Origin of the sequence: Stenotrophomonas maltophilia (assembly GCF_025642255.1) — a bacterium.
Lineage (GTDB): Bacteria > Pseudomonadota > Gammaproteobacteria > Xanthomonadales > Xanthomonadaceae > Stenotrophomonas > Stenotrophomonas maltophilia_P.
In genome coordinates this window covers 532,300-554,833 of sequence record NZ_CP106759.1, presented here as the reverse complement: position 1 = coordinate 554,833, position 22,534 = coordinate 532,300, and the positions used below count along the sequence as shown (strand labels likewise).

Annotated in this window: 23 protein-coding genes; 11 read left to right on the top strand and 12 right to left on the bottom strand. The window is 67.2% G+C overall.

Annotation, left to right across the window (positions count from 1 at the left end; genetic code table 11):
- Positions 1-25: 25 nt before the first annotated feature.
- The gene (gene lptG / locus N8888_RS02535) at positions 26-1,132 is read right to left on the bottom strand and encodes an LPS export ABC transporter permease LptG (RefSeq protein WP_053516943.1); all 1,107 of its coding nucleotides are present in this window, start codon (positions 1,130-1,132) and stop codon (positions 26-28) included.
- Complete coding sequence (gene lptF, locus N8888_RS02530) at positions 1,129-2,211, bottom strand: LPS export ABC transporter permease LptF (RefSeq protein ID WP_053516945.1); 1,083 nt, start codon at positions 2,209-2,211, stop codon at positions 1,129-1,131. The genes lptG and lptF overlap by 4 nt, the downstream gene beginning before the upstream one ends.
- A 104-nt stretch (positions 2,212-2,315) precedes the next feature.
- Here lptF and N8888_RS02525 point away from each other — a divergent pair, with 104 nt between their 5' ends.
- The 4 genes from N8888_RS02525 to N8888_RS02510 all read left to right on the top strand — a co-directional run bounded on the left by N8888_RS02525 (position 2,316) and on the right by N8888_RS02510 (position 8,103).
- Positions 2,316-3,794 carry a leucyl aminopeptidase gene (locus N8888_RS02525; RefSeq protein ID WP_111186579.1) on the top strand — a complete coding sequence of 493 codons (1,479 nt, stop codon included), beginning with the start codon at positions 2,316-2,318 and terminating at the stop codon, positions 3,792-3,794.
- A gap of 82 nt (positions 3,795-3,876) precedes the next feature.
- The gene (locus tag N8888_RS02520; RefSeq protein WP_004154132.1) at positions 3,877-4,302 is read left to right on the top strand and encodes a DNA polymerase III subunit chi; all 426 of its coding nucleotides are present in this window, start codon (positions 3,877-3,879) and stop codon (positions 4,300-4,302) included.
- A gap of 72 nt (positions 4,303-4,374) precedes the next feature.
- Entirely contained in the window at positions 4,375-7,218 is a 2,844-nt protein-coding gene (locus N8888_RS02515) for a valine--tRNA ligase (protein ID WP_065175341.1), read from the top strand.
- A 63-nt stretch (positions 7,219-7,281) separates the two neighbouring features.
- The gene (locus N8888_RS02510; RefSeq protein ID WP_065182495.1) at positions 7,282-8,103 is read left to right on the top strand and encodes an EamA family transporter; all 822 of its coding nucleotides are present in this window, start codon (positions 7,282-7,284) and stop codon (positions 8,101-8,103) included.
- Between the two features lie 75 nt (positions 8,104-8,178).
- On the opposite strand, the gene rimI is transcribed toward N8888_RS02510, so the two are convergent.
- From rimI to pssA, 3 genes are read right to left on the bottom strand one after another with little or no spacing between them, the layout of a single operon-like run.
- Positions 8,179-8,676 carry a ribosomal protein S18-alanine N-acetyltransferase gene (gene rimI / locus N8888_RS02505; protein ID WP_065182496.1) on the bottom strand — a complete coding sequence of 166 codons (498 nt, stop codon included), beginning with the start codon at positions 8,674-8,676 and terminating at the stop codon, positions 8,179-8,181.
- Positions 8,673-9,167, bottom strand: a complete 495-nt coding sequence (locus N8888_RS02500) for a hypothetical protein (RefSeq protein WP_065182497.1) — start codon at positions 9,165-9,167, stop codon at positions 8,673-8,675. The genes rimI and N8888_RS02500 overlap by 4 nt, the downstream gene beginning before the upstream one ends.
- On the bottom strand, positions 9,164-9,940 hold the full coding sequence (gene pssA, locus N8888_RS02495) for a CDP-diacylglycerol--serine O-phosphatidyltransferase (protein WP_053516952.1): 777 nt from the start codon (positions 9,938-9,940) through the stop codon (positions 9,164-9,166). Before pssA ends, N8888_RS02500 begins: the two co-directional genes overlap by 4 nt.
- 80 nt (positions 9,941-10,020) lie before the next feature.
- Here pssA and N8888_RS02490 point away from each other — a divergent pair, with 80 nt between their 5' ends.
- From N8888_RS02490 to N8888_RS02480, 3 genes are all read left to right on the top strand, one after another.
- Positions 10,021-10,398, top strand: coding sequence for a DUF4124 domain-containing protein (locus tag N8888_RS02490; RefSeq protein WP_074902117.1), 378 nt, complete (start codon positions 10,021-10,023; stop codon positions 10,396-10,398).
- 466 nt (positions 10,399-10,864) lie between these two features.
- Positions 10,865-12,556, top strand: a complete 1,692-nt coding sequence (locus N8888_RS02485; protein ID WP_053516953.1) for a proline--tRNA ligase — start codon at positions 10,865-10,867, stop codon at positions 12,554-12,556.
- 222 nt (positions 12,557-12,778) lie between these two features.
- On the top strand, positions 12,779-13,159 hold the full coding sequence (locus N8888_RS02480; protein WP_053516955.1) for an H-NS histone family protein: 381 nt from the start codon (positions 12,779-12,781) through the stop codon (positions 13,157-13,159).
- Between the two features lie 54 nt (positions 13,160-13,213).
- Here the strand turns inward: N8888_RS02480 and N8888_RS02475 are convergent, their stop codons facing one another.
- Positions 13,214-14,473 carry a threonine/serine exporter family protein gene (locus N8888_RS02475; RefSeq protein WP_053516956.1) on the bottom strand — a complete coding sequence of 420 codons (1,260 nt, stop codon included), beginning with the start codon at positions 14,471-14,473 and terminating at the stop codon, positions 13,214-13,216.
- A 92-nt stretch (positions 14,474-14,565) separates the two neighbouring features.
- Between N8888_RS02475 and N8888_RS02470 the strand changes: the two genes are divergently transcribed.
- Genes N8888_RS02470 through N8888_RS02455 form a run of 4 tightly spaced genes read left to right on the top strand, consistent with a single transcriptional unit; the run spans position 14,566 to position 18,084 of the window.
- Complete coding sequence (locus N8888_RS02470; RefSeq protein ID WP_053516957.1) at positions 14,566-15,687, top strand: ABC transporter permease; 1,122 nt, start codon at positions 14,566-14,568, stop codon at positions 15,685-15,687.
- A gap of 1 nt (position 15,688) precedes the next feature.
- A complete protein-coding gene (locus N8888_RS02465) occupies positions 15,689-16,516 on the top strand; it encodes an ABC transporter ATP-binding protein (protein ID WP_053516958.1) in 828 nt (275 codons plus the stop codon).
- A gap of 3 nt (positions 16,517-16,519) precedes the next feature.
- Positions 16,520-17,446, top strand: a complete 927-nt coding sequence (locus N8888_RS02460; protein WP_053516959.1) for an MlaD family protein — start codon at positions 16,520-16,522, stop codon at positions 17,444-17,446.
- Positions 17,443-18,084 (top strand): ABC-type transport auxiliary lipoprotein family protein, encoded by a 642-nt coding sequence (locus N8888_RS02455; protein ID WP_053516961.1) that lies wholly within the window; start codon positions 17,443-17,445, stop codon positions 18,082-18,084. The genes N8888_RS02460 and N8888_RS02455 overlap by 4 nt, the downstream gene beginning before the upstream one ends.
- A gap of 8 nt (positions 18,085-18,092) precedes the next feature.
- Here N8888_RS02455 and N8888_RS02450 read toward each other — a convergent pair whose 3' ends face one another.
- The 6 genes from N8888_RS02450 to rfbA form a co-directional block, all read right to left on the bottom strand.
- The gene (locus tag N8888_RS02450) at positions 18,093-18,680 is read right to left on the bottom strand and encodes an alpha-ketoglutarate-dependent dioxygenase AlkB family protein (RefSeq protein WP_053516962.1); all 588 of its coding nucleotides are present in this window, start codon (positions 18,678-18,680) and stop codon (positions 18,093-18,095) included.
- Positions 18,681-18,728: 48 nt separating this feature from the next.
- Entirely contained in the window at positions 18,729-19,361 is a 633-nt protein-coding gene (locus N8888_RS02445) for a CoA transferase subunit B (RefSeq protein WP_065175345.1), read from the bottom strand.
- Position 19,362: 1 nt separating this feature from the next.
- Positions 19,363-20,094 carry a CoA transferase subunit A gene (locus tag N8888_RS02440; RefSeq protein WP_053516964.1) on the bottom strand — a complete coding sequence of 244 codons (732 nt, stop codon included), beginning with the start codon at positions 20,092-20,094 and terminating at the stop codon, positions 19,363-19,365.
- Positions 20,095-20,184: 90 nt separating this feature from the next.
- Entirely contained in the window at positions 20,185-21,084 is a 900-nt protein-coding gene (gene rfbD / locus N8888_RS02435) for a dTDP-4-dehydrorhamnose reductase (protein ID WP_111186683.1), read from the bottom strand.
- A complete protein-coding gene (gene rfbC, locus N8888_RS02430; RefSeq protein WP_053516966.1) occupies positions 21,081-21,638 on the bottom strand; it encodes a dTDP-4-dehydrorhamnose 3,5-epimerase in 558 nt (185 codons plus the stop codon). The genes rfbD and rfbC overlap by 4 nt, the downstream gene beginning before the upstream one ends.
- A complete protein-coding gene (gene rfbA / locus N8888_RS02425; protein ID WP_111186684.1) occupies positions 21,635-22,522 on the bottom strand; it encodes a glucose-1-phosphate thymidylyltransferase RfbA in 888 nt (295 codons plus the stop codon). Before rfbA ends, rfbC begins: the two co-directional genes overlap by 4 nt.
- Between the last annotated feature and the right edge of the window lie 12 nt (positions 22,523-22,534).

Sequence of the window (22,534 nt, the reverse complement as noted above, 5' to 3'; positions counted from 1 at the left end):
CGGGCATGGCCCGGCGTTGCCGGAATCAGCCCGATTTCCGCCGGAACAGCAGGCCTGACACCACCAGCATCACGATCGGCGGCAGCGCGTAGGCGATGCGGTAATCAAACTTCAGTGCGCCGGCCATGCGCCCGAAGAACAGCTGCAGCAGCCAGAAGCCCAACGCGAACAGGATGCCGAGGAACAGGCGCTTGCCCATGCCACCACTGCGCAGCGAACCAAACGCGAACGGCACGGCGGCCAGGCACAGCGCCAGTACGTTCACCGGATAGAACCAGCGGCTCCAGTACACATCCTCGAAGTCACGCGCATCCAGGCCGTTGCGCTCGCGATAGGCGATGCTCGTGCTCAGTTCGGACACGCTCAGGTTGCGCGGCTTGGCGATACCGGTCGCCAGTGCCGCCGCGTCCAGCTTGGAATTCCAGGGCTCGCGCGCCACCTCCTCGCGCGTTGCCGAGCGCTCGCCGAAGGTATCGCGGCGCACGCCGGTCAATACCCAGCCGTCCTTGTCATGTTCGGCAGTGGCGGCGTGGGTCAGGGATGCGATCCGCCCGTCTTCGGCGATCCGGTACAGGCGGACGTCACGCAGGATCAATCGCGTTCCCGTGTTGCCGACCAGCTGTTCCTCACCGCTCTGCGCGTTGAGGAAGGTATCGCCTTCGCGTGCCCACATGCCGGAATAACGGGCCACGGCCATGTCCTGGCCCCATTTGGCACTCATCTTCAGCGAATCGGCACGGTTCTGCCCCCACGGGCCCAGCGTCTCGGCGCTGAACACCATCACTGCGGTCAGCAGCGACAGGGCAATCGCCACCGACACGCTCAGGCGTTTGCGGGACAGGCCCAGCGCACGCAGCGCGGTCAGTTCGGAGGTCGCCGCCAGCTGGCCCAGCCCCATCAGCGCGCCGATCACCGCCGCGGTCGGGAAGAAGGTGTAGGCGCGGCGTGGCACCGTATACAGCACCCACGCCGCGGCGTGTCCCAGGGTGTAGCCGTTCTTGCCGATGTCCTTGAACTCGCCGGAGAAGGCCATCACCACGTCCAGGCCGGTCAGTACCGCCCAGGTCAACAGCACGGTGCCGAACACCGCGCGCCCGAGGTAGAAATCGAACCGCATCGGTCGCAGCATCATGCGCGGGCCCCCTTGGGCAGGCTCATGCGTCCATCACGCGCATACATCCAGACCGCGAACGCCAGCAGCGGCAGGGTCAGCCACCACAGGCCCAGCATCGCCGGCAGCTTGCCACTGGCGATCCAGCCGGCGCCGATGAACGTCAGGTTGGTGCCGACCATGTAGGCCAGCAGGGCCAGCATCATGCGCCCGTAGCGCTGCTGGCGCGGCGAGCTGCGCCCCAGCGGCACGGTCAGCAGGGCGAACGCCAGGGCGATCAGCGGCGGGGCCAGCCGGCGATGCAGTTCGGCCTGGGCCTGGGTGCGGCCGTCGCCCAGCAGCTGCAGGGTCGACATCAGTTCCGGATCGTCATCCTTGCGGGTCTGCGCACCGTCAGGCAGGGCCACATCGTTGCGGGCGAAGGTGGCCAGCCGGTAATCCAGCGCACCGGCCAGCGGACCCTCGACCTGGTGGCCCTTGTCCAGTTCCAGGAAGCGCTGCCGCTCGCCCTCGAAGTACATGCGGCCGCTGGCGGCAGAGACCACTTCCAGCCGGTCGTCCTTGGCACGCTGCAGGAACACCTTGCCCAGCTGGGTGCCATCGGGCGAAATCGAGGACAGGTAGACCACGCCGCCGTTGGGCAGCGGGGTGAAGCGCCCGGGTTCCAGGCCGGCCATCAGTACGCTGCGGTTGGCGTCCTGGATCATCTGCTCGGCGGTGCGTGAGGCCCACGGCCCCAGCCACAGCGAACAGGCGCCCACCACCGCCACCACCGGCACCACCAGCATCAGCAGCGGCCGCAGCAGGCGCCTGGGGCCCACGCCGATGGCGGTGATCACCGCCATTTCCGAGTCGCGGTAGAGGCGGGCGATCGCCAGCAGCAGGCCCAGCATCAACGCCAGCGGCAGGATCAGCGGCATGTAGACGATGAACTGCAGCGCCAGCTGCGAGAACAGCAGCCTGGCCGGCAGGCGCCCGTCGGCGATGTTGCCGAGGATGTCCACCAGCACGCCGCCCACGCTGACCACCAGCAGGACGATCAGGGTGGCCAGGAAACTCTGGACGAAATCGCCCAGCAGGTAGCGGTCGAGCTTCAACATGGGGCGGTGGTTTAAACTCTGGGGTTCGTTCGCGGTGCCGCCCAGTCTAGCGTCTGGGCGTAAACGGTCCGCGATTGTACGGACTTGCCAATGGAATCTGCTCAATGGCTCTCGAATTCACCCTGAACCACCTCGCCCCGGCCGCCGCCCCCGTTGACTGCCTGGTGGTCGGCGCGTACGCCGACCATACCCTGACTCCGGCTGCACAGGCGCTGGATGCCGCCAGCGGCGGCCGCCTGTCGGCCCTCGCCCAGCGCGGCGACCTGTCCGGCAAGACCGGCGCCACCAGCCTGCTGCACGACCTGCCGGGCGTGGCAGCGCCGCGCGTGCTGGTGGTCGGGCTGGGTGAAGCCGCCCGCTTCGGCGTGCCGCAGTACCTGAAGGCCGTAGGCGACGCCGTTCGCGCGCTGAAGGCAGGCGCCACCCGCAGTGCGCTGTTCACCCTGTCTGAAGTGGCTGTGAAGGAGCGCGATGCGGCCTGGGCGATCCGCCAGGCAGTGATCGCCGCCGATCACGCGGCCTACCGCTACACCGCCACGCTGGGCAAGAAGAAGGCCGATGATGCCGGGCTGGCCCAGCTGGCCATCGCCGGTGACGACGCGCAGGCCCTGGCCCAGGGCCAGGCCATCGCTGCCGGTGTCGAGTTCGCCCGCGAACTGGGCAACCTGCCGCCGAACTACTGCACCCCGGCCTACCTGGCCGAAGTCGGCGTGAAGTTCGCCAGCGAGCATGACGGCGCCGAGGCCGAGATCCTCGACGAGACCCAGATGGAAGCCCTGGGCATGGGCTCGCTGCTGGCCGTGGCCCGTGGTTCGGCCAATCGCCCGCGCCTGGTCGTACTGAAATGGACCGGTGCCGGCGACGCCAAGCCCTATGTGCTGGTCGGCAAGGGCATCACCTTCGATACCGGTGGCGTCAACCTGAAGACCCAGGGCGGCATCGAGGAAATGAAGTACGACATGTGCGGCGGCGCCAACGTCATCGGCACCTTCGTCGCTGCGGTCAAGGCCAGGCTGCCGGTGAACCTGGTGGTGGTGGTGCCGGCCGTGGAGAACGCCATCGACGGCAACGCCTACCGCCCGTCCGACGTCATCACCTCGATGTCGGGCAAGACCATCGAAGTCGGCAACACCGACGCCGAAGGCCGCCTGATCCTGTGCGATGCGCTGACCTACGCGCAGCGCTTCGAGCCGGCCGCGCTGGTCGACGTCGCCACCCTGACCGGCGCCTGCATGGTCGCCCTCGGCCACCAGACCGCGGGCCTGATGAGCAAGCACGACGACCTGGCCAACGAGCTGCTGGCCGCCGGCGAGCACGTGTTCGACCGCGCCTGGCGCCTGCCGCTGTGGGATGAGTACCAGCCGATGCTGGATTCGACCTTCGCCGACGTCTACAACATCGGCGGCCGCTGGGCCGGCGCCATCACCGCCGGCTGCTTCCTGTCGCGCTTCGCCGAAGGCCAGCGCTGGGCTCACCTGGACATCGCCGGCGTCGCCAGCGACGAGGGCAAGCGTGGCATGGCCACCGGCCGCCCGGTCGGCCTGCTGAGCCAGTGGCTGCTGGACCAGGCCGCCCGCGCCTGATGCTGTACCAGACCCTGGCCGGCCACCGCCGGCCAGGGCCTCGCCCGGCCAGGCCGGGCCCCCGCCTGTTCCGGACCCTGCCATGCCCCGCGCCGACTTCTACCTGATCGCCAAGCCCCGTTTCCTGACCGAGCCGTTGCGCCTGGTCTGCGAGCTGGCACGCAAGGCCAACGATGCCGGCCTGTTCACCCTGGTGCTGGCGCGCGACCAGGCCCAGGCCGAGGAACTGGACGAACTGCTGTGGGCGTTCGATGACGATGCCTACATCCCGCATCAGATTGCCGGCGAGGACATGGACGAGGAAGAAGCGCTGGTGCTGATCGCCGTGCCCGGCACCGAGGCGCCGGCCCGCCCGCTGGTGATCAACCTGCGCGACGACCCCTGGCTGGGCCAGTGCGAGCGCGTGCTGGAAGTGGTCCCGGCCGACCCTGAAGCGCGCGAACCGCTGCGCGAACGCTGGCGCCAGTACAAGGCCGCCGGTTACGACCTGAACAAGCACGACATGTGAGCGCCCCGCGGCCCCCTTGATGGGCCGCCGCCGCGCCCTGATCCTTCAACGATTACCTCCTGGTTCCCCCGCATGACCCAACTCGCCTCCAGCTACGACCCGAAGTCCTTCGAGACCGACCTCTACGAGGCCTGGGAGAAGGCCGGCCACTTCAAGCCGTCCGGCCAGGGCGAGCCGTACACCATCCTGCTGCCACCGCCGAATGTGACGGGCACGCTGCACATGGGACACGCCTTCCAGCAGACCCTGATGGATGCGCTGGTGCGCTACCACCGCATGCGCGGCTACGACACGCTGTGGCAGGTCGGCACCGACCACGCCGGCATCGCCACCGAGATGGTGGTCAGCCGCAACCTGGCGCTGGAAGGCAAGGGCGAAACCCGTGACTCGCTGGGCCGCGAAGGCTTCATCGGCAAGGTCTGGGAGTGGAAGCAGCAGTCCGGCGACACCATCGAACGACAGATGCGCCGCCTCGGCACGTCGGCCGACTGGTCGCGCAGCACCTTCACCATGGACCCGCAGCCCTCGGCGGCGGTGATCGAGGCCTTCGTGCGCTGGCATGAGCAGGGCCTGATCTACCGCGGCCAGCGTCTGGTCAACTGGGATCCGGTGCTGAAAACCGCCATCTCCGACCTGGAAGTGGAGAGCGCCGAAGAAGACGGTTTCCTGTGGTCGATCGCCTATCAGCTCGATGACGGCCTCAGCTACGAGCACGTCGAGCGCGACGCCGACGGTAACGAAACCCTGCGCGAGACCCGCGATTACCTGGTGGTGGCCACCACCCGCCCGGAGACCCTGCTGGGCGACACCGCCGTGATGGTGCATCCGGAAGACGAGCGGTACGCGCACCTGATCGGCAAGACCGTGGTGCTGCCGCTGACCGGCCGCCGCGTGCCGGTGATCGCCGATGATTACGTGGACCGTGCGTTCGGTACCGGCGTGGTCAAGGTCACGCCCGCGCATGACTTCAACGATTACCAGGTCGGGGTGCGCCACAGCCTGCCGATGATCAACCTGTTCACTCCGGTGGCGGCGCTGAATGAGAACGCCCCGGAACGCTTCCAGGGCCTGGACCGCTATGAAGCACGCAAGGCCGTGCTGTCCGAGCTGGAAGACCTGGGCATCCTGGTCGAGACCAAGGCGCACAAGCTGCAGGTGCCGCGCGGCGACCGCACCGGCCAGGTGATCGAGCCGTACCTGACCGACCAGTGGTTCGTGAAGATGGACGAGCTGGCCAAGCGCGGCCTGGAGCTGGTCGAAGGTACCGATGGGAAGCCGGGCAGCATCTCCTTCGTGCCGCCGAACTGGATCAACACCTACCGTCACTGGATGGCCAACATCCAGGATTGGTGCATCAGCCGCCAGCTGTGGTGGGGCCACCGCATTCCGGCGTGGTTCGACGCTGCCACCGGCACCTGCTACGTCGGTCGCAGCGAGGATGAGGTGCGGGCAAAGCACAAGCTCGGCAGCGATGTCGTGCTGAACCAGGAAAGCGACGTGCTGGAAACGTGGTTCTCCTCCCAGCTGTGGCCGTTCTCCACCCTGGGCTGGCCGAACGAACAGGCCATGGCCGAGCGTGGCTTCGACCGCTACCTGCCGTCGTCGGTGCTGGTCACCGGCTTCGACATCATCTTCTTCTGGGTGGCCCGCATGATCATGGCCACCGACAACCTGACCGGAAAGATTCCGTTCAAGGACGTCTACTTCACCGGCCTGATCCGCGACGGACAAGGCCAGAAGATGTCCAAGAGCAAGGGCAATGTGCTCGACCCGCTGGACATCATCGATGGCATCAGCATCGATGACCTGGTCGCCAAGCGCACCGGCGGCCTGATGCAGCCGAAGATGGTGGAGAAGATCGAGAAAGCCACGCGCAGGGAGTTCCCGGACGGCATCGCCGCCCACGGCGCCGACGCGCTGCGCTTCACCATCGCGGCGCTGGCCACCCATGGCCGCGACATCAAGTTCGACATGAACCGAGCCGAAGGCTACAAGAACTTCTGCAACAAGCTGTGGAATGCCAGCCGCTTCGCGCTGATGAACACCGAAGGTGCGGCGTTCAGCGGCGTGCCGACACCGCGCACCGATGCCGAGCGCTGGATCCTTGCACGCCTGGCGGCCACCACCGCTGAAGCGCAGGGCCACTTCGCCGCCTACCGCTTCGACCTGCTGGCGCAGTGCCTGTACGAGTTCGCGTGGAATGCGTTCTGCGACTGGTTCCTCGAACTGAGCAAGCCGGCGCTGAGCGGCAGCGACGCAGCGGATGCCGAAAGCACCCGCCACACCCTGCTGTATGTGCTGGAAGCCCTGCTGCGCCTGCTGCACCCGTTGACGCCGTTCATCACCGAACAGCTGTGGCAGCAGCTCGCCCCGCGCCTGGGCCTGGCCGAAACCACGCTGTCGCTGCGCCCCTACCCGACCGCAGCCGAGTTCCAGGGCGATTTCGCCCAGGCCGAGGCCGACGTCGAATGGCTCAAGGCGGTGATCAGCGCGGTGCGCCGCGTGCGCAGCGAACTGAACGTCGCACCGTCCAGGCTGGTGCCCCTGCGCCTGCAGGCCGGCCAGCAGCAGGATCGTGCCCGCGTCGAACGCTTCAGTGCGTCGCTGTCGTTCCTGCTGAAGCTGGACAGCGTGCAGTGGCTGGGCGAAGGCGAAAGCGCTCCGCCTGCGGCCGCCGCCATCGTCGGTGAGTTGAAGCTGCTGGTGCCGCTGGAAGGCCTGGTCGATCTGGATGCCGAACGTGCACGCCTGGACAAGGAGATCAAGCGCGTGGAAGGCGAGCAGGAGAAGAGCGAAACCAAGCTGGCCCGGTTCACCGACAAGGTGCCGGCTGCGGTGGTCGAGCAGGAGCGCGTGCGCCTGGCCGACTGGAACACCCAGCTGGCCGGCCTGCGCGAACAACGCGCGAAGCTGTAACAGCCGACCGGCGGGTGCGGATCCAGGTCCGCACCCGCCCAGGTCTTTTGGCATCATCAGAGGATGCCGCTTTCGATCTTCCTGCTGGTTCTCGCCGCTGCCGCGCTGCATGCCAGCTGGAACGCCATCGTCAAGCGTGGCGCCGACAAGCTCCTCGGCACCGTGCTCGTCACCGGCGGCGCCGCACTGCTGTCCGCCGCGCTGCTGCCTCTCCTTCCTCTGCCGGACGTGACCAGCTGGCCTTGGCTGGCGGCCTCGGTACTGCTGCAGGTGGTCTATTACGCGCTGGTCGCGCGCTGCTATCAGCAGGTGGACATGAGCCTGGCGTATCCGCTCATGCGCGGTTGCGCACCGATCCTGGTCGCGCTGGCTGGCACCGTGCTCGGCGAATCACTGCCCGCAGCGGCGTGGCTGGGCGTGGCGCTGGTCAGCAGCGGCATCCTGGCCATGGCACTGGGCGCGCGCGCAGGCCAGCTCGGCCTGCCGCTGCTGACGGCGACGATGATCGCAACCTACACCCTGGTCGATGCGCACGGCGCGCGCCTGTCGGGCAGCCCGCTGGCCTACACGTTGTGGCTGTTCCTGCTGTCGGGCATCCCGCTGCCGCTGTGGGCGCTGTACACCCGCCGCAGCGCGGTGCTGACCTATGCGCGCCAGCATTGGCCGCTGGGCCTGGCCGGCGGCGTGGGCACCACCGCGTCCTACGCGATGGCACTGTGGGCGATGACCCAGGTACCGGTCGCGATGGTGTCGGCCCTGCGCGAGTCATCGATCCTGTTCGCCCTGCTGATCTCGGCATTCCTGCTGCGCGAACGGATACCGCGCGTGCGCTGGCTGGCGGCGTCGCTGATCGTCAGCGGAGTGATGGCCCTGCGGCTGGCGTGAGCCACACGTGCCCGCCAAGGTTGGCACCTGCCGCCAGCGCCCGGCCGTACCGGCGGGCAACGCGGCGCATCCCGGTTACAGCGGCGGCATCGTCTGCAGGTCGCCATCGACCAGCTCGATCGCCATCACCACCGCGTCCTCGCGTCCCTGCGCGGCCGGGTAATAGCGCGGACGCCGGCCGATCTCGTTGAACCCTTCGCTGTGATATAGCGCCAGCGCCGGCGCATTGGACGGGCGCACTTCCAGGAACACACGCTGGGCACCGCGATCACCAGCCAGCTGCACCAGCGCACGCAGCAGCTGCCGCCCCAGCCCGCGTGACTGCACCAGCGGATCGATGCAGATGTTCAGCACATGTGCCTCGTCGGCAGCGATGCTCAGCACGCCGTAGCCGAGCAGCTGGCCATCGCGCTCCATTGCCAGACCGGGATAACCCGCACGCAGGCAATCGATGAAAATGCCGCGGGTCCACGGGAAGGGATAGCCACGCACCTCGATCGCCATCACCTCGGCAAGATCGCTCTCGCGCAGCGCCCGCAGGCGCACCGGACCGGGCTGGCTGACCGCACTCACGGCGCGCCCCGCTTGCGCAGGGCGCGCAGCTGCGGCCACAGCGCGCGCTTGGCGGCTGGATCACGGCGCAGCTGCTCCAACGGCCAGCTGTCCATCAGCGCCTGCGTCGCGGCATCGTTCGGATTGCAGCCGGACGCGCGCAGCAGCGCGATCTGCAGGCGATCAGGCAGACGTACCGCCGGCTGCCGGGTGGTGCCCGCCGAGGCTGCGCGTGCCGCCTGCGGTTCGGTTGCCGACACCACGGCGGGCGCGGTGCGAGGCGGCGGCGACGGACTCCGCGGCTGGCGCGGTGCCGGCTCCACCGCTGCCGGTTCGGGCTGGCGTGACGGAGACTGCGCTGCCGGGCTGGCCGCATCGGCGTCGGCCACGCTCAGCTGCAATGCAGCGTCCAGCTCCGCGGCGAGCTGGCCGTCGTGATAGACGGTATAGCCCATCGCCTGCAGCCAGGCCTGCTGAGCCGGTGACCACAGCACGGGCAGATCCTGGCTCACGCGGCCTCGGACTTCTTGCGCAGACGCTGCACCGCCCACATCACCGGGCCGGACAGGGCATACAGGATGCCCACGGCGAACAGGACGCGCGGCAGGTCGATCACCGCGATCGCGATGGCCATCGGTACCAGTGCCAGGACCAGGAACGGCACCCGGTCGGATCGGGAATCCTTGGCGGCACCGCCCTTGAAGCTCCAGAAGCGGATGCGGCTGACCATCAGCAGCGCAGCGACCAGCGTCACCGCCAGCGCCACATAGCGCAGCTGATTGCCATCCCAGCCCAGGTTGCCATCGGCGAAGGCCCAGACGAACGACATCATCAGCCCGGCAGCGGCGGGGCTGGCCAGGCCGACGAACCAGCGCTTGTCCACCACCGCGACCTGGGTATTGAAGCGGGCCAGACGCAGCGCCGCGCATGCGGCGTACAGGAAGGCCACGGCCCAGCCGACACGGCCCAGCAGGGGATCATCGAATTTCAGCCAGGACAGCGACCAGTGGTACATCACCAGTGCCGGCGCCATGCCGAAGCTGACCAGGTCGGCCAGCGAGTCGTACTGCACGCCGAACTCGCTGCTGGTGCCGGTCAGGCGCGCGACACGGCCATCCAGGCCGTCCATCACCGCCGCCACGAACACCGCGATGCTGGCATTGACGAAATCCCCGTTGGCAGCGGCGATGATCGCGTAGAAGCCCGCGAACAGGCCCGCAGTGGTGAACAGGTTGGGCAGCAGGTAAATCGTGCGCGAACGCGGCGGCGGTGTGATCGGGTCCATGGAATCCAGTTTAATCGACTTGCCAGCGGTCGGTGCCAATGCTGCAATCGGCGTTCTACGCCCATTCTGCGGAGTTTGCCATGCGTGCCCTGTCCTGCCTGGGATGCCTGCTGCTGTTGGCCAGTACCAGTGCCATGGCCGGCCCCGTCTACAAGTGGAAGGACGCCAACGGCGTCACCCAGTATTCGGAAACCCCGCCAGCAGGCAGGACCTACGAGACCCGGGCGCAGGCGCGCTCGGCGCCATCGGCCGACAGCGCCGAACGCCCGGCCGCACCCGTGCCGGAGCAGTGCAGCACCGCCCGTGCCAACCTGGCCCTGCTGGAGGGGTCCGGCCAGGTGATGCAGGACACCGACGGCGACGGCAAGGGCGACACCGTACTGACCGCGGAGCAGCGCACCGCGCAGAAGGGACTGGCTGAAGCCAGCATCAAGGCCTACTGCCCAGCAGCCGGTTGAGGGGTCGGCAGGGCTACGCCTGCACCTGCCTCAAGCAACGTCAACGGCCACGTCAAATGCCAAAGCGGCTCTGGTTTTCTGCTGGTCTGGCGGGGCGGTGTGGGCTGGCAGGACACGCCGTAAACCCATCCATGGGGGCTACATGGAATCAAAAATGGGGTCAGATCCGTTTCCGCAGGAAAACGGATCTGACCCCAAGGCATGTCCTGGCAGGTCGCAGAGATCTGTCGAAGGCGGGATGGGTCCGGTGGCAGGGGTGTGAGCGGCATGGATGCCGCGACCAAGCCCCCATGGATGGGTTTACGGCGTCCCCTGCCACCGGATCCACCCCGCCATCCCACGCGAAGCCCGCTGTTGCTGTTGCAGTTGACGTTGCCTGAGGCGGGTGCAGGGCGCAGCCCTGCCGATACCCTCCCCCCGCCCGGGCTGGCAGAATAGGGATCTCTGCCGTAGACCGAAGCCGACGATGCGCCTCTCCCAGTTCCACCTGCACACCACCAAGGAAACCCCCAGCGACGCGGAGCTGACCAGCCACCGCCTGATGCTGCGTGCGGGCATGATCCGCAAGCTCGCCTCCGGCCTGTACACCTGGTCGCCGCTGGGACTGCGCGTGCTGCGCAAGGTCGAACGCATCGTGCGGGAGGAAATGGATCGCGCCGGTGCCGTGGAGTTCCAGATTCCAACCATCCAGCCCAAGGAGCTCTGGGAGCAGACCGGCCGCTGGCAGAAGTTCGGGCCGCAGCTGCTGAAGATCAAGGATCGCAAGGACCAGGTGTTCTGCTACAGCCCGACCGCCGAGGAAGCCGCATGCGACTTCGCGCGCAGCGAACTGTCCAGCTACAAGCAGCTGCCGGTGAACTTCTACCAGATCCAGACCAAGTTCCGCGATGAGATCCGCCCGCGCTTCGGCGTGATGCGTGCACGCGAATTCCTGATGAAGGACGCCTATTCGTTCCACCTGCACGATGAGTGCCTGGTGCGCGAGTACGAGAACATGAAGGCCGCCTACAGCCGCATCTTCACCCGGCTGGGCCTGGACTTCCGCATGGTGCAGGCCGATTCCGGCGCGATCGGTGGCGACGCGTCGCAGGAATTCCATGTGATCGCCGATTCGGGCGAGGACGCGCTGGTGTTCTCCACCGGCTCGGACTACGCGGCCAACATGGAAGCGGCGATCGCCGCGGAACCGGCACCGCGCGCGGCAGCCGGCGAGACGATGCGCAAGGTCGAGACCCCCACCCAGAAGACCTGCGAGGACGTTGCCGCCCTGCTCGGCATCGCCCTGCAGCGCACGGTGAAGTCGGTGGCGCTGATGACCGCCGAAGGGTTCGTGCTGGTGCTGGTCCGTGGCGACCACGAGGTCAACGAGATCAAGCTGGGCAAGGTTGCCGGCCTGGAAGAGCAGCGCTTTGCCAGCGAAGCGGAGATCGCCGAGTACCTGGGCAGCGTGCCCGGCTTCCTCGGCCCGGTTTCACCGGCCAAGGCGATCCGCGTGGTGGCCGACCGCGAAGTGGCGGCGATGTCCGATTTCGTGGTCGGTGCCAATGAAGCGGGCTTCCACCTGGCTGGAGTCAACTGGGGCCGCGACCTGCCGGAACCGGAAGTGGTCGATATCCGCAACGTGCGTGCCGGTGACCGTGCGCTGGACGGCGGCGAGTTGAAGATCGCCCGTGGCATCGAAGTCGGCCACGTGTTCCAGCTTGGCCGCAAGTACGCCGAAGCGCTGGACGCGACCGTACTGGACGAGAACGGCAAGGCCGCAGTGATGGCAATGGGCTGCTACGGGATCGGCATCTCGCGCGTGGTCGCTGCCGCGATCGAACAGAATCATGACGATGCCGGCATCATCTGGCCGGACGCGATGGCGCCGTGGCAGGTGGTGGTGTGCGTCATCAACCCCAAGGGCGATGCCGCTGTGGCCGAAGCCGCTGCCGGCCTGCTGCAGGAACTGCGCGATGCCGGTCTCGATGCCGCGCTGGATGATCGCGGGCTGCGCCCGGGTGCGATGTTTGCCGACATGGAGTTGATCGGCATCCCGCATCGCGTGGTGGTCAGCGAGCGCGGCCTGGCGGCCGGCACGTACGAGTACCGCTCGCGACGTGCCAGCGAAGCCGAAAGCCTGGACAAGGCTACCCTGCTGCAACGCCTGCAGGGTTGAGTGACCGGACCGGGGCATGCCCCGGTCTTTTTCTTTGTACCGGCGGTGGGCCGGTGAATATGCAGCTGGACATAATCCGGTCAAAATGGTCACGATGCAGTCGGTCCATCGCCATACCCTGACCTGCATGATTTGTACTGGATTTAATTCATCATTATCCTGTGCGCCGACGCCACGGACCGGCTCGTCCCTGTCCCTTATTAGTTTCCGGAGTAACCGTAGATGAGCATCGACCTGACCGGCCTGTCGGCACGCGAGCTGGGCGCATTGATCCGCACCGCGAAAAAGCAGCAGACCATCGTCGCCAAGCGTCGCCCGATCGCCAAGGTGCGGGCCCAGCTGAGCAAGCTGGCCAAGACCGAGGGTTACACCATCGAGGAGTTGTTCGGTACCGCTACCACGGCTGCCAAGCCACGCGCCCGCAAGGCAGCGGCGCCGTCCAAGACCGCCGGCCGCAAGCTCGGCAAGGTCGCCCCGAAGTACCGGAACCCGGCCAACCCGAAGGAAACCTGGACCGGCCGTGGCAAGCAGCCGCGCTGGATGGCCGAGCTGACCGCCAAGGGCAGCAAGAAGCCGGAAGATTTCCTGATCAAGAAGGCCTGAGGCCGGATCGGAAAGAATGAAGAACGCCGGCGCAAGTCGGCGTTCTTCATTCCATCACAACGTCTTGCGCGCCGGCATCAAGAGGTTGCCGAACAGCAGGCCCGCCACCAGCGCCATCACCACGTTGAGCACGGTCAGGAACACGCTCTGGCCGGCACCGACATCCTGCTGCTGGACGAGCGTCAGCACGCCACGCAGGCTGGTGCTGCCAGGGACCATCATGATGATGCCCGGCAGGCGGATGATCGCACCCGGACGCCCGGCCAGCCGACCGAACAGGTTGCCGCCGGCGGTCAGCACCATCGCCGACAGGAAGATGCCTGCCGGTGCCCCCCAGGCGTGCCCGCCAAACTTGGAAATGGCATAGCCGGCCACGGACGCGGCAATCACCCAGGGATAATCGCGACGGCTGGCCTTGAACAGCATCGCGAAGGCGAAGGCCGCGGTCAGCAGCGACCCCCACTCCACCCACGGTCCCTGCGGTCGCGAGGCACGGATCACCGGGTCCAGGCCCAGCACATCGGCCAGGGTCACCGCGATCATCGCGCCGACGCTCAGTTTCATGATCGTGGTCAGCGCACCGGCAAACCGCGCGGTGCCTGACACCCAGTGCTGGCTGGCCAGTTCGTTGACCGCATTGGTCAGCGACATGCCGGGCAGCAGCACCACCAGCGAGGCGATGATCACCGTGTTGAGGTTGAGCGCGCCGACAAACGAAGCGACCAAGGTGGCAACCAGGCCGGCCAGCAGCGCGGCCAGCGCCTCGGCGGCCTCGCGGGTCGCCGGGCGACGGTCGGTGACCATGCCGAGCAGGCCGATCATCAGGCCGATGACACCGGCGGTGGCGATGTCCAGCCAGGGCAGCTTCCACATGCCGGCGACACCGGCCGCGCCGAGCGTGAACGAGAGGATGGTGCGGAGCTTGCCGCGACGGCCGGGATCCTTGTCCAGCTGACGCAGCGCGGTGTGCCCCTGCGCGATGCTCATCCGCCCGTTGGCCACTTCCTCGGCGATCCGGTCGGCGACACTGAGCTTGTGCAGGTCGTTCTCGCCCGGTGCCAGGCGGATCACGCGGGTGATGTCGCTGGAGCCGATCGCCTGGGCCGGGTCGCTGAAGCTGAGGATGATGCCGGTGGGGTTAGACCACGGTTCACAATCGAGATCGAGCTGTTTTGCCAGTGCGACCACGGCCGTTTCCAGACGCTGGGCCGTGGTGCCGTAGCTGTGGAGGCGGCCGGCGATCTCGGAAACGAAGGCCACGCGCTGCGCGTAGGTGGCCTGGGGCGTGGGGATCGTGTGAGCGTCTGCGGACATGCGCCGTAGTATTACCTAGGCCGGGCCCCGCCGGAGGAATTCATCCTGGTTCAACGCGAAGCACAATACAGAACGGTTATGCTGCGACCCGAATGGCCCACGTGACCCAGAACCTCGCCCCCCAGCTCGAACAGGACGCCCACGACCCCGGGCTGATCCGCCTGTCCGGCCACTGGACCTTGAAGACCGCGCTGGCCGCGGCCGAGGTGCTGCGCGCCGTTCCCGACAAACTGACCGGCATTGACGCCACGGGCATCGAGCAGCTCGATTCGGCCGGCGTACTGCAGCTGTTGCGCGTGGCCCATCGCGCCGACCTCGGTGAGGATGCGCTGCAGTTCCGGCCGGATCACCAGGCACTGGTGTGCACCATCGAGGAAGTGGCCGACGACCGGCCCAAGCCCAAGCGCGACTTCGGCGTGCTGGCCGCGCTGGAACGGCTGGGCGTCAGCATGCATGGCACCGGCCACAACATCGTGGCCCTGGCCAGCTTCCTCGGCGAGGCGATGGTCAAGACCGCTCGCCTGGTCAAGCAGCCGCGGCGCTTCCGCCTCACCGCCACCGTGCACCAGATGGAACAGGTGGGCCTGGACGCCGTACCGCTGGTGGCGCTGCTGTCCTACCTGGTCGGTGCGGTGATCGCGTTCCTTGGCTCGACCATCCTGCGCGACTTCGGCGCGGAGATCTACGTGGTCGAGCTGGTCAACATCGCCTTCCTGCGCGAGTTCGCCGTGCTGCTGACCGCGATCGTGCTGGCCGGCCGCACGGCAAGCGCGTTCACCGCGCAGATCGGCGCGATGAAGGCCCGCGAGGAGATCGATGCGATGCGCACGCTGGGCCTGGACCCGATCGACCTTCTGGTACTGCCGCGCCTGTTCGCGCTGCTGGTGACCCTGCCGCTGCTGACCTTCATCGCGATGATTGCCGGCCTGGCCGGCGGCATCACGGTCGGCGCGTTCGATCTGGACATTCCGCCGCAGATGTACATCGCGCGGATGCACGACACGATGGAGGTGCGGCACATGCTGGTCGGCCTGTCCAAGGCGCCCGTCTTCGCGGTGGTGATCGGCCTGATCGGCTGCCTGGAGGGCCTGAAGGTCACCGGCACCGCGCAGTCGGTCGGCGAGCGCACCACATCCAGCGTGGTGCAGACCATCTCGCTGGTGATCATCATCGACGCCTTTGCGGCGTTGTGGTTCATGCATATGGACTGGTGACATGAACACGACCTCCGGTTCCGGCACCTTCGAGATGCGTGATGACGATGGCCATGACCTGGCCATCCGCGTGCGTGGGCTGGTCAACCGCTTCGGCAGCCAGACCGTCCATGAGGACCTCGACCTGGACGTGCGGCGCGGCGAGATCCTCGGCGTCGTCGGCGGCTCGGGCACCGGCAAGTCCGTGCTGATGCGCTCGATCCTGGGCCTGCGCGTGCCGGATGAAGGACAGATCGAAGTGCTCGGCCGCGATGCGCGTGCCGACGATGCCGAAAGCCGGCTGCATATCGAGCGCAACACCGGCGTGCTGTTCCAGGATGGCGCGCTGTTCTCCTCGCTGACCGTCGGCGAGAACGTGCAGGTTCCGCTGAAGGAGCATCATCGCGACCTTCCCGAACGCTGGCACTACGAGCTGGCACTGCTGAAGGTGAAGCTGGCCGGCCTGCCCGCCGATGCGATCAACAAGCTGCCCTCGCAGCTGTCCGGCGGCATGCGCAAGCGTGCCGGCCTGGCCCGCGCGCTGGCACTGGACCCGCCGCTGCTGTTCCTGGACGAACCGACCGCCGGCCTGGACCCGATCGGCGCGGCGGCCTTCGACCGGCTGATCAAGACCCTGCAGGAAGCGCTGGGCCTGACCGTGTTCCTGATCACTCATGACCTGGACACGCTGTACGCCATCTGCGACCGCGTCGCCGTGCTGGCCGACCACAAGGTGATCGCCAACGCACCGCTTGCGGAAATCGAGAAACTGGATCATCCGTGGATCCAGGAATACTTCCACGGACCACGTGCGCGTGCCGCGCGTGGCGAACAGATCGAGAGTGCCTGAGCCATGGAAACCAAAGCCAACTACGTGCTGATCGGCGCGTTCACCCTGATCACCGGCCTGGCCCTGCTGGCCTTCGGCCTGTGGGCGGCCAAGTACTCATCCGACCGCACCTGGCAGGAATACCGCGTGGTGTTCCGCGAGGCGGTGACCGGCCTGTCGGTCGGCAGCCCGGTGCAGTACAACGGCATCGCGGTCGGCTCGATCATCGAGCTGAACCTGGTACCGGACGATCCGCGCCAGGTGGTGGCGCGCATCCGCCTGAACTCCACCACGCCGGTGAAGACCGATACCCGTGCCAAGCTGGCGATCACCAGCCTGACCGGTCCGTCGATCATCCAGCTCAGCGGCGGCACGCCGCAGTCGCCGGCACTGACCACGGTCAACAAGGACCCGGCGCCGATCATCCCGACCACGCCTTCGGCACTGCAGAACATCACCGATGTGGCCAACCGCATCGTCGAGCGCATGGACCAGATCCTCAGCGATCGCAACGTGGCGTCGATCAACGCGACCCTGGCCAACCTGGAAACCATCAGCGGCGGACTGGCCGACCGTGACCAGGGCACACAGGCGCTGCTGCTCAGCGCGCGCGATGCCGCACGCAGCCTGGACACCACGCTGAAGACCACCAACGGCACCATCGAGCGCCTCGACAGGAACCTGGTGCAGCAGCTGCCGGGCATCATCGACAAGCTCGACGCTACCCTGGTCAAGCTCGATTCGGCTGCCGGCAATGCCGATTCGATCCTTGGCGAGAACCGCGCCGCGATCAACAGCTTCGCCAATGACGGGCTCGGCCAGCTGGGCCCGACCCTGACCGAACTGCGTGGCCTGATCCGCGACCTGCGCCGGGTCAGCGACCGCCTCGAGAACAACCCCGCGCGCTATCTGCTCGGCCGCGATGCCCCGAAGGAGTTCGAACCCAAATGAGCCCGACCCTCTTCCCACGCCTGCTGCTGCCAGGCCTGGCCCTGGCGCTGCTTTCGGGCTGCTCGATCCTCGGCAGCGGCGACAAGAATCCCGTCACCCTGTACTCGCCTGCCGTGCAGGTGAAGGTGGATCCCAGCTGGCCCCAGGTCGCCTGGCAGCTGGTGCTGGCCAAGCCCAGCGCGGCGCGCATGGTCGACAGCCCGCGCATCAACGTGCGTCCCACGCCATCGGAGCTGGAGATCTACAGGGGCGCCAGCTGGGCCCAGCCGGCCACCGACATGATCGAGGACACGCTGCTGCGCGGTTTCGAGGACTCCGGCCGCATCAACGGCGTGGCCCGCACCGCCGCCGGTATCCGCGCCGATTACAAGCTGTCCACGGACATCCGTCGTTTCGAGTCGGACTACCAGGGCCAGACCACGCCGACGGTGGTGATCGAACTCAATGCCAAGCTGATCCACGTGGCCGACCAGCGCGTGGTCGCTGATCGCACCTTCCGTCAGGCGCAGCCCGTTGGCAGTACCGATGTGCCGGCGGTTGCGGCGGCGTTCGAACGTGGCCTGCAGCAGATCGCGCAGGACGTGGTCGGCTGGACGCTGGTCAGTGGGCAGAACGACAGTGCCGCAGCACCGCGCTGATCCCCCGCTCAGCGCGGCGTGATCCAACGGAATGTCAGGTTGATCCGCTCGCCCTGGGCCCGCGCCATCTTCGGCAACGCGTGCTGATAGAAGCGCTGGGTGCTGCCGGCCATCAACAGCAGATCGCCATGGCCCAGCAGGAACTCCGCCTTGCGTGCCGGCTCGTCGCGTCGTCGCAGCAGGAAACGCCGCGCCGCACCCAGGCTCAGTGAAGCGATCACCGGCGCCGGTCCCAGTTCGGGTTCGTCGTCGCTGTGCCAGCCCATGTAATCGCCACCATCGCGGTATCGATTGAGCAGCACGCTGTTGAACCGGCCGATACCCTCTTCCTGCAATCGCACGCGCAGCGCCTGCAATGCCGGCAGCCAGGGCCGCGGGACGAACTCGGCGCCGGAATACCGGTAGCGTGCCTGCGGATCGCCGATCCAACTGCTCAGCCGCGGCGAATCCACCCAGTGACCGAACATCCGGATGCGGTGCACATCCCAGGCCACCTGTTCGCCCAGTGTCCGCTGCAGCGCATCCGCCCGATCCGGCAGCAGCCAGCCCGGAACATGACGGACGTCGGCATCGGGCAGCTCGTGTGGAAACAGCATCGGGATCGCCAGGCAGTGTCGGGGCGGCACGAGGCCGCCCCGCCGGACTCAGGCACGCCGGAACGGCACGCCGGTCTTTTCCTTCAGTTCGTCCTCGTCAACCCCCGGCGCGGTCTCCACCAGCACCAGACCGGCATCGGTCACGTCGAACACAGCCAGATCGGTGATGATGCGGTCGACCACGCCCACGCCGGTCAACGGCAGCGTACATTCGGCCAGCACCTTGTGCTCGCCGTTCTTCGCGGTGTGCTCCATCAGCACCACCACGCGCTGCACGCCGGCCACCAGGTCCATCGCGCCGCCCATGCCCTTGACCATCTTGCCGGGCACCATCCAGTTCGCCAGATCGCCCTTGTCGGTCACCTGCATCGCGCCAAGAATGGCCAGGTTGATGTGGCCGCCACGGATCATGGCGAAACTGTCATGGCTGCCGAAGTAGCTGGCACCGGCGCGCGCGGTCACGGTCTGCTTGCCGGCGTTGATCAGGTCGGCATCGACCTCGGCTTCGGTCGGGAACGGGCCGATGCCAAGCAGGCCGTTCTCGGATTGCAGCCACACGTCCACGCCTTCGGGAATGTGGTTGGCGACCAGGGTCGGCAGGCCGATGCCCAGATTCACATAGGCACCGTCGGTCAGTTCACGGGCGGCGCGGGCCGCCATCTCATCGCGGGTCCACGCCATGTCAGTTGCCCTCCGCACGCACGGTGCGCTGCTCGATTCGCTTTTCAGGATGCGCGTTGTGCACGATGCGATGCACATAGATCCCCGGCAGATGCACCTGGTCCGGATCGATCGCACCGACCGGCACCACCTCTTCCACTTCGGCGATGCACACCTTGCCGGCCATCGCGCAGGCAGGATTGAAATTGCGCGCGGTCTTGCGGAACACCAGGTTGCCGGCTTCGTCGGCCTTCCACGCCTTCACCAGGGCAACGTCGGCACGCAGCGCGGTTTCCAGCACATAGTGCCTGCCGTCGAATTCGCGGGTCTCCTTGCCTTCGGCCACCACCGTGCCGTAGCCGGTGGCAGTGAAGAAGGCAGGAATTCCGGCGCCGCCGGCACGCAGGCGCTCGGCCAGGGTGCCCTGTGGATTGAATTCCAGCTCCAGCTCACCGGCCAGGAACTGGCGCTCGAACTCCTTGTTCTCGCCCACGTACGAGGAAATCATCCTGCTGATCTGGCGTGTTTCCAGCAGCTGGCCCAGGCCGAAGCCATCGACACCGGCGTTGTTGGAGATCACGGTCAGGCCCTTGACTCCACTGTCGCGCAAGGCTGCGATCAGTGCCTCGGGTATGCCACACAGGCCGAAGCCGCCGACGGCCAGTGTCTGGCCATCGGCGACCACGCCCTCCAGCGCCTGGGCCGCGCTGGCATAGCGCTTGCTGCGCTTGCCGCCGGTATTGGACTTGTCCATCGCTTTGCTGTCCCACACGGTAAGGATGCCCGCATTCTAGCGGCACACCCGCATCCGGCTGGGATGCGCCGCAGCAATTGCGGCGTGCCCTCAGCCGCGCGCGATCGCGGCCATGACCTGCTTCAGGCCGTCCTGCCACGGCGGCAGCACGATGCCCAGCGCCTGCTGCAGGGCCCTGTTGTCCAGCACCGACCAGGCCGGCCGCCGCGCCGGGGTCGGATACTCGGCACCCGGAATCGCTTCAACCACCGGCACCCTGTGCAGGACACCGGTTGCCAGCGCTTCGGCGAAGATCGCTTCAGCGAAGCCGTGCCAGCTGCTCTGGCCACTGGCGGTGAGGTGCCAGGTGCCGGAGAGCGCGGCAGGATGCTGCAGCGCGAGCGCGGTGACATCGGCGATCAGCGCAGCCGGCGTCGGCGTGCCGATCTGGTCGGCCACCACACGCAGATGGTCGCGCTCTGCGCCGAGGCGCAGCATCGTGCGCAGGAAGTTCGCGCCGTGCTCGGCATACACCCATGCGGTACGGAAGATCAGGTGGCGGCCACCGGCAGCGCGCACGGCGTCTTCGCCATCGCGCTTGCTGGTGCCATACACACCCAGCGGCGCGGTCGGCTCGTCCTCGCGATAGGGCGCGGAACCTTCGCCGTCGAACACGTAGTCGGTGGAGTAATGCACGAACGGCACGCTCTGCGCCTGGCACCAGCGCGCGATCACGCCCGGGGCCTGCGCATTGGCGGCGAAGGCGGCCTCGATGTCCTGCTCGGCGCGATCCACGGCGGTATAGGCCGCCGCATTGACCACCACCGATGGCTGCACGCGATCCAGCAGCGCCGGCAGGCTCGCGGGCTGGCCGAAGTCCGCCGTCTCGCAGGGGCTGCCATCAGGCAGCCGGCCACTGCGGGTGGTGGCGACCACCGGCCCCAACGGCGCCAGCGCGCGCAGCAGCTCCTGGCCGACCTGGCCGTTGCCACCCAGCACGAGAACCGTCATGGCGCGAAGACCGGCAGACGTTCCTCGGCGATGTCCTTCAGGAACGGCGCATGTTCGTCCTTGGGCGAGAGCGTCGGTGCGCCCACCGGCCAGTCCACTGCGATGTCCGCGTCGTTCCAGCGCACTCCAGCATCGGCTTCCTTCACGTACACATCGGTACACAGGTAGTGGAACAGCGCGGTGTCGGACAGCACGGCAAATCCGTGCGCGAAGCCTTCCGGAATCCAGAACTGGCGCTTGTTCTGCGCGCTCAGCACCACCGCTTCCCATTGGCCGAAGGTGGGCGATCCGCGGCGGATATCGACGGCCACGTCGTACACCTCGCCTTCCAGCACGCTCACCAGCTTGCCCTGCGGTCGCGGCCACTGGTAATGCAGGCCGCGCAGCACGCCCTTGCTCGATGAGGAGACATTGCTCTGCACGAAGCGGTCGGGCAGGCCCAGCTGGCCGAATCGCGCCGCATTCCAGCCCTCGAAGAAGAAGCCGCGCTCGTCACCGAACACCGCCGGTTCAATCACCACGCATCCCGGCAACCGGGTTTCAATCACTTTCACGGAACCACTCCACGCAATGCAAGTGTGTGCAGGTACTGGCCGTAGCCATTCTTGATCAACGGAGCGGCCAGCGCTTCCAGCTGCTCGGCATTGATCCAGCCCTGCCCGAACGCCACTTCTTCCGGACAGCAGACCTGCAGGCCCTGGCGCGTCTGGATGGTCTCGATGAAGTTGGACGCTTCCAGCAGCGACTGGTGAGTGCCGGTATCCAGCCATGCATAGCCACGCCCCAGCGCCTCCAGATGCAGGCTGCCCGCACCAAGATAGCGCTGGTTGAGATCGGTGATTTCCAGCTCGCCGCGCGGCGAAGGCCTCAGCTCGGCCGCATAATCGCTGGCGTTGCCATCATAGAAATACAGGCCGGTGACCGCGTAGTTGGAACGCGGGTTCTCTGGCTTTTCGACCAGGCCGACAACCCGGCCGTCCTTGTCGAATTCGGCCACGCCGTAACGCTCGGGATCGTTGACCCAGTAGCCGAACACAGTCGCGCCATCGGTGCGGGCGTCGGCCCGCCGGAGCACGTCGCGCAGGCCGTGGCCATGGAAGATGTTGTCGCCGAGGACCAGGCAGCTGGGCTTGCCGGCGACGAACTCGCGGCCGATCAGATACGCCTGCGCCAGCCCATCCGGACTGGGCTGCACGGCGTACTGGATGTCCATGCCCCATTGCGAGCCATCACCCAGCAGCTGCTGGAACAGGGCCTGCTCATGCGGGGTGTTGATGATCAGCACTTCCCGGATGCCGGCCAGCATCAGCACGCTGAGCGGGTAGTAGATCATCGGCTTGTCGTACACGGGCAACAGCTGCTTGCTGACGCCCTTGGTGATCGGATACAGCCGGGTGCCGGATCCGCCGGCGAGGATGATGCCTTTGCGTTGGGTCATGATGTCTCCCGA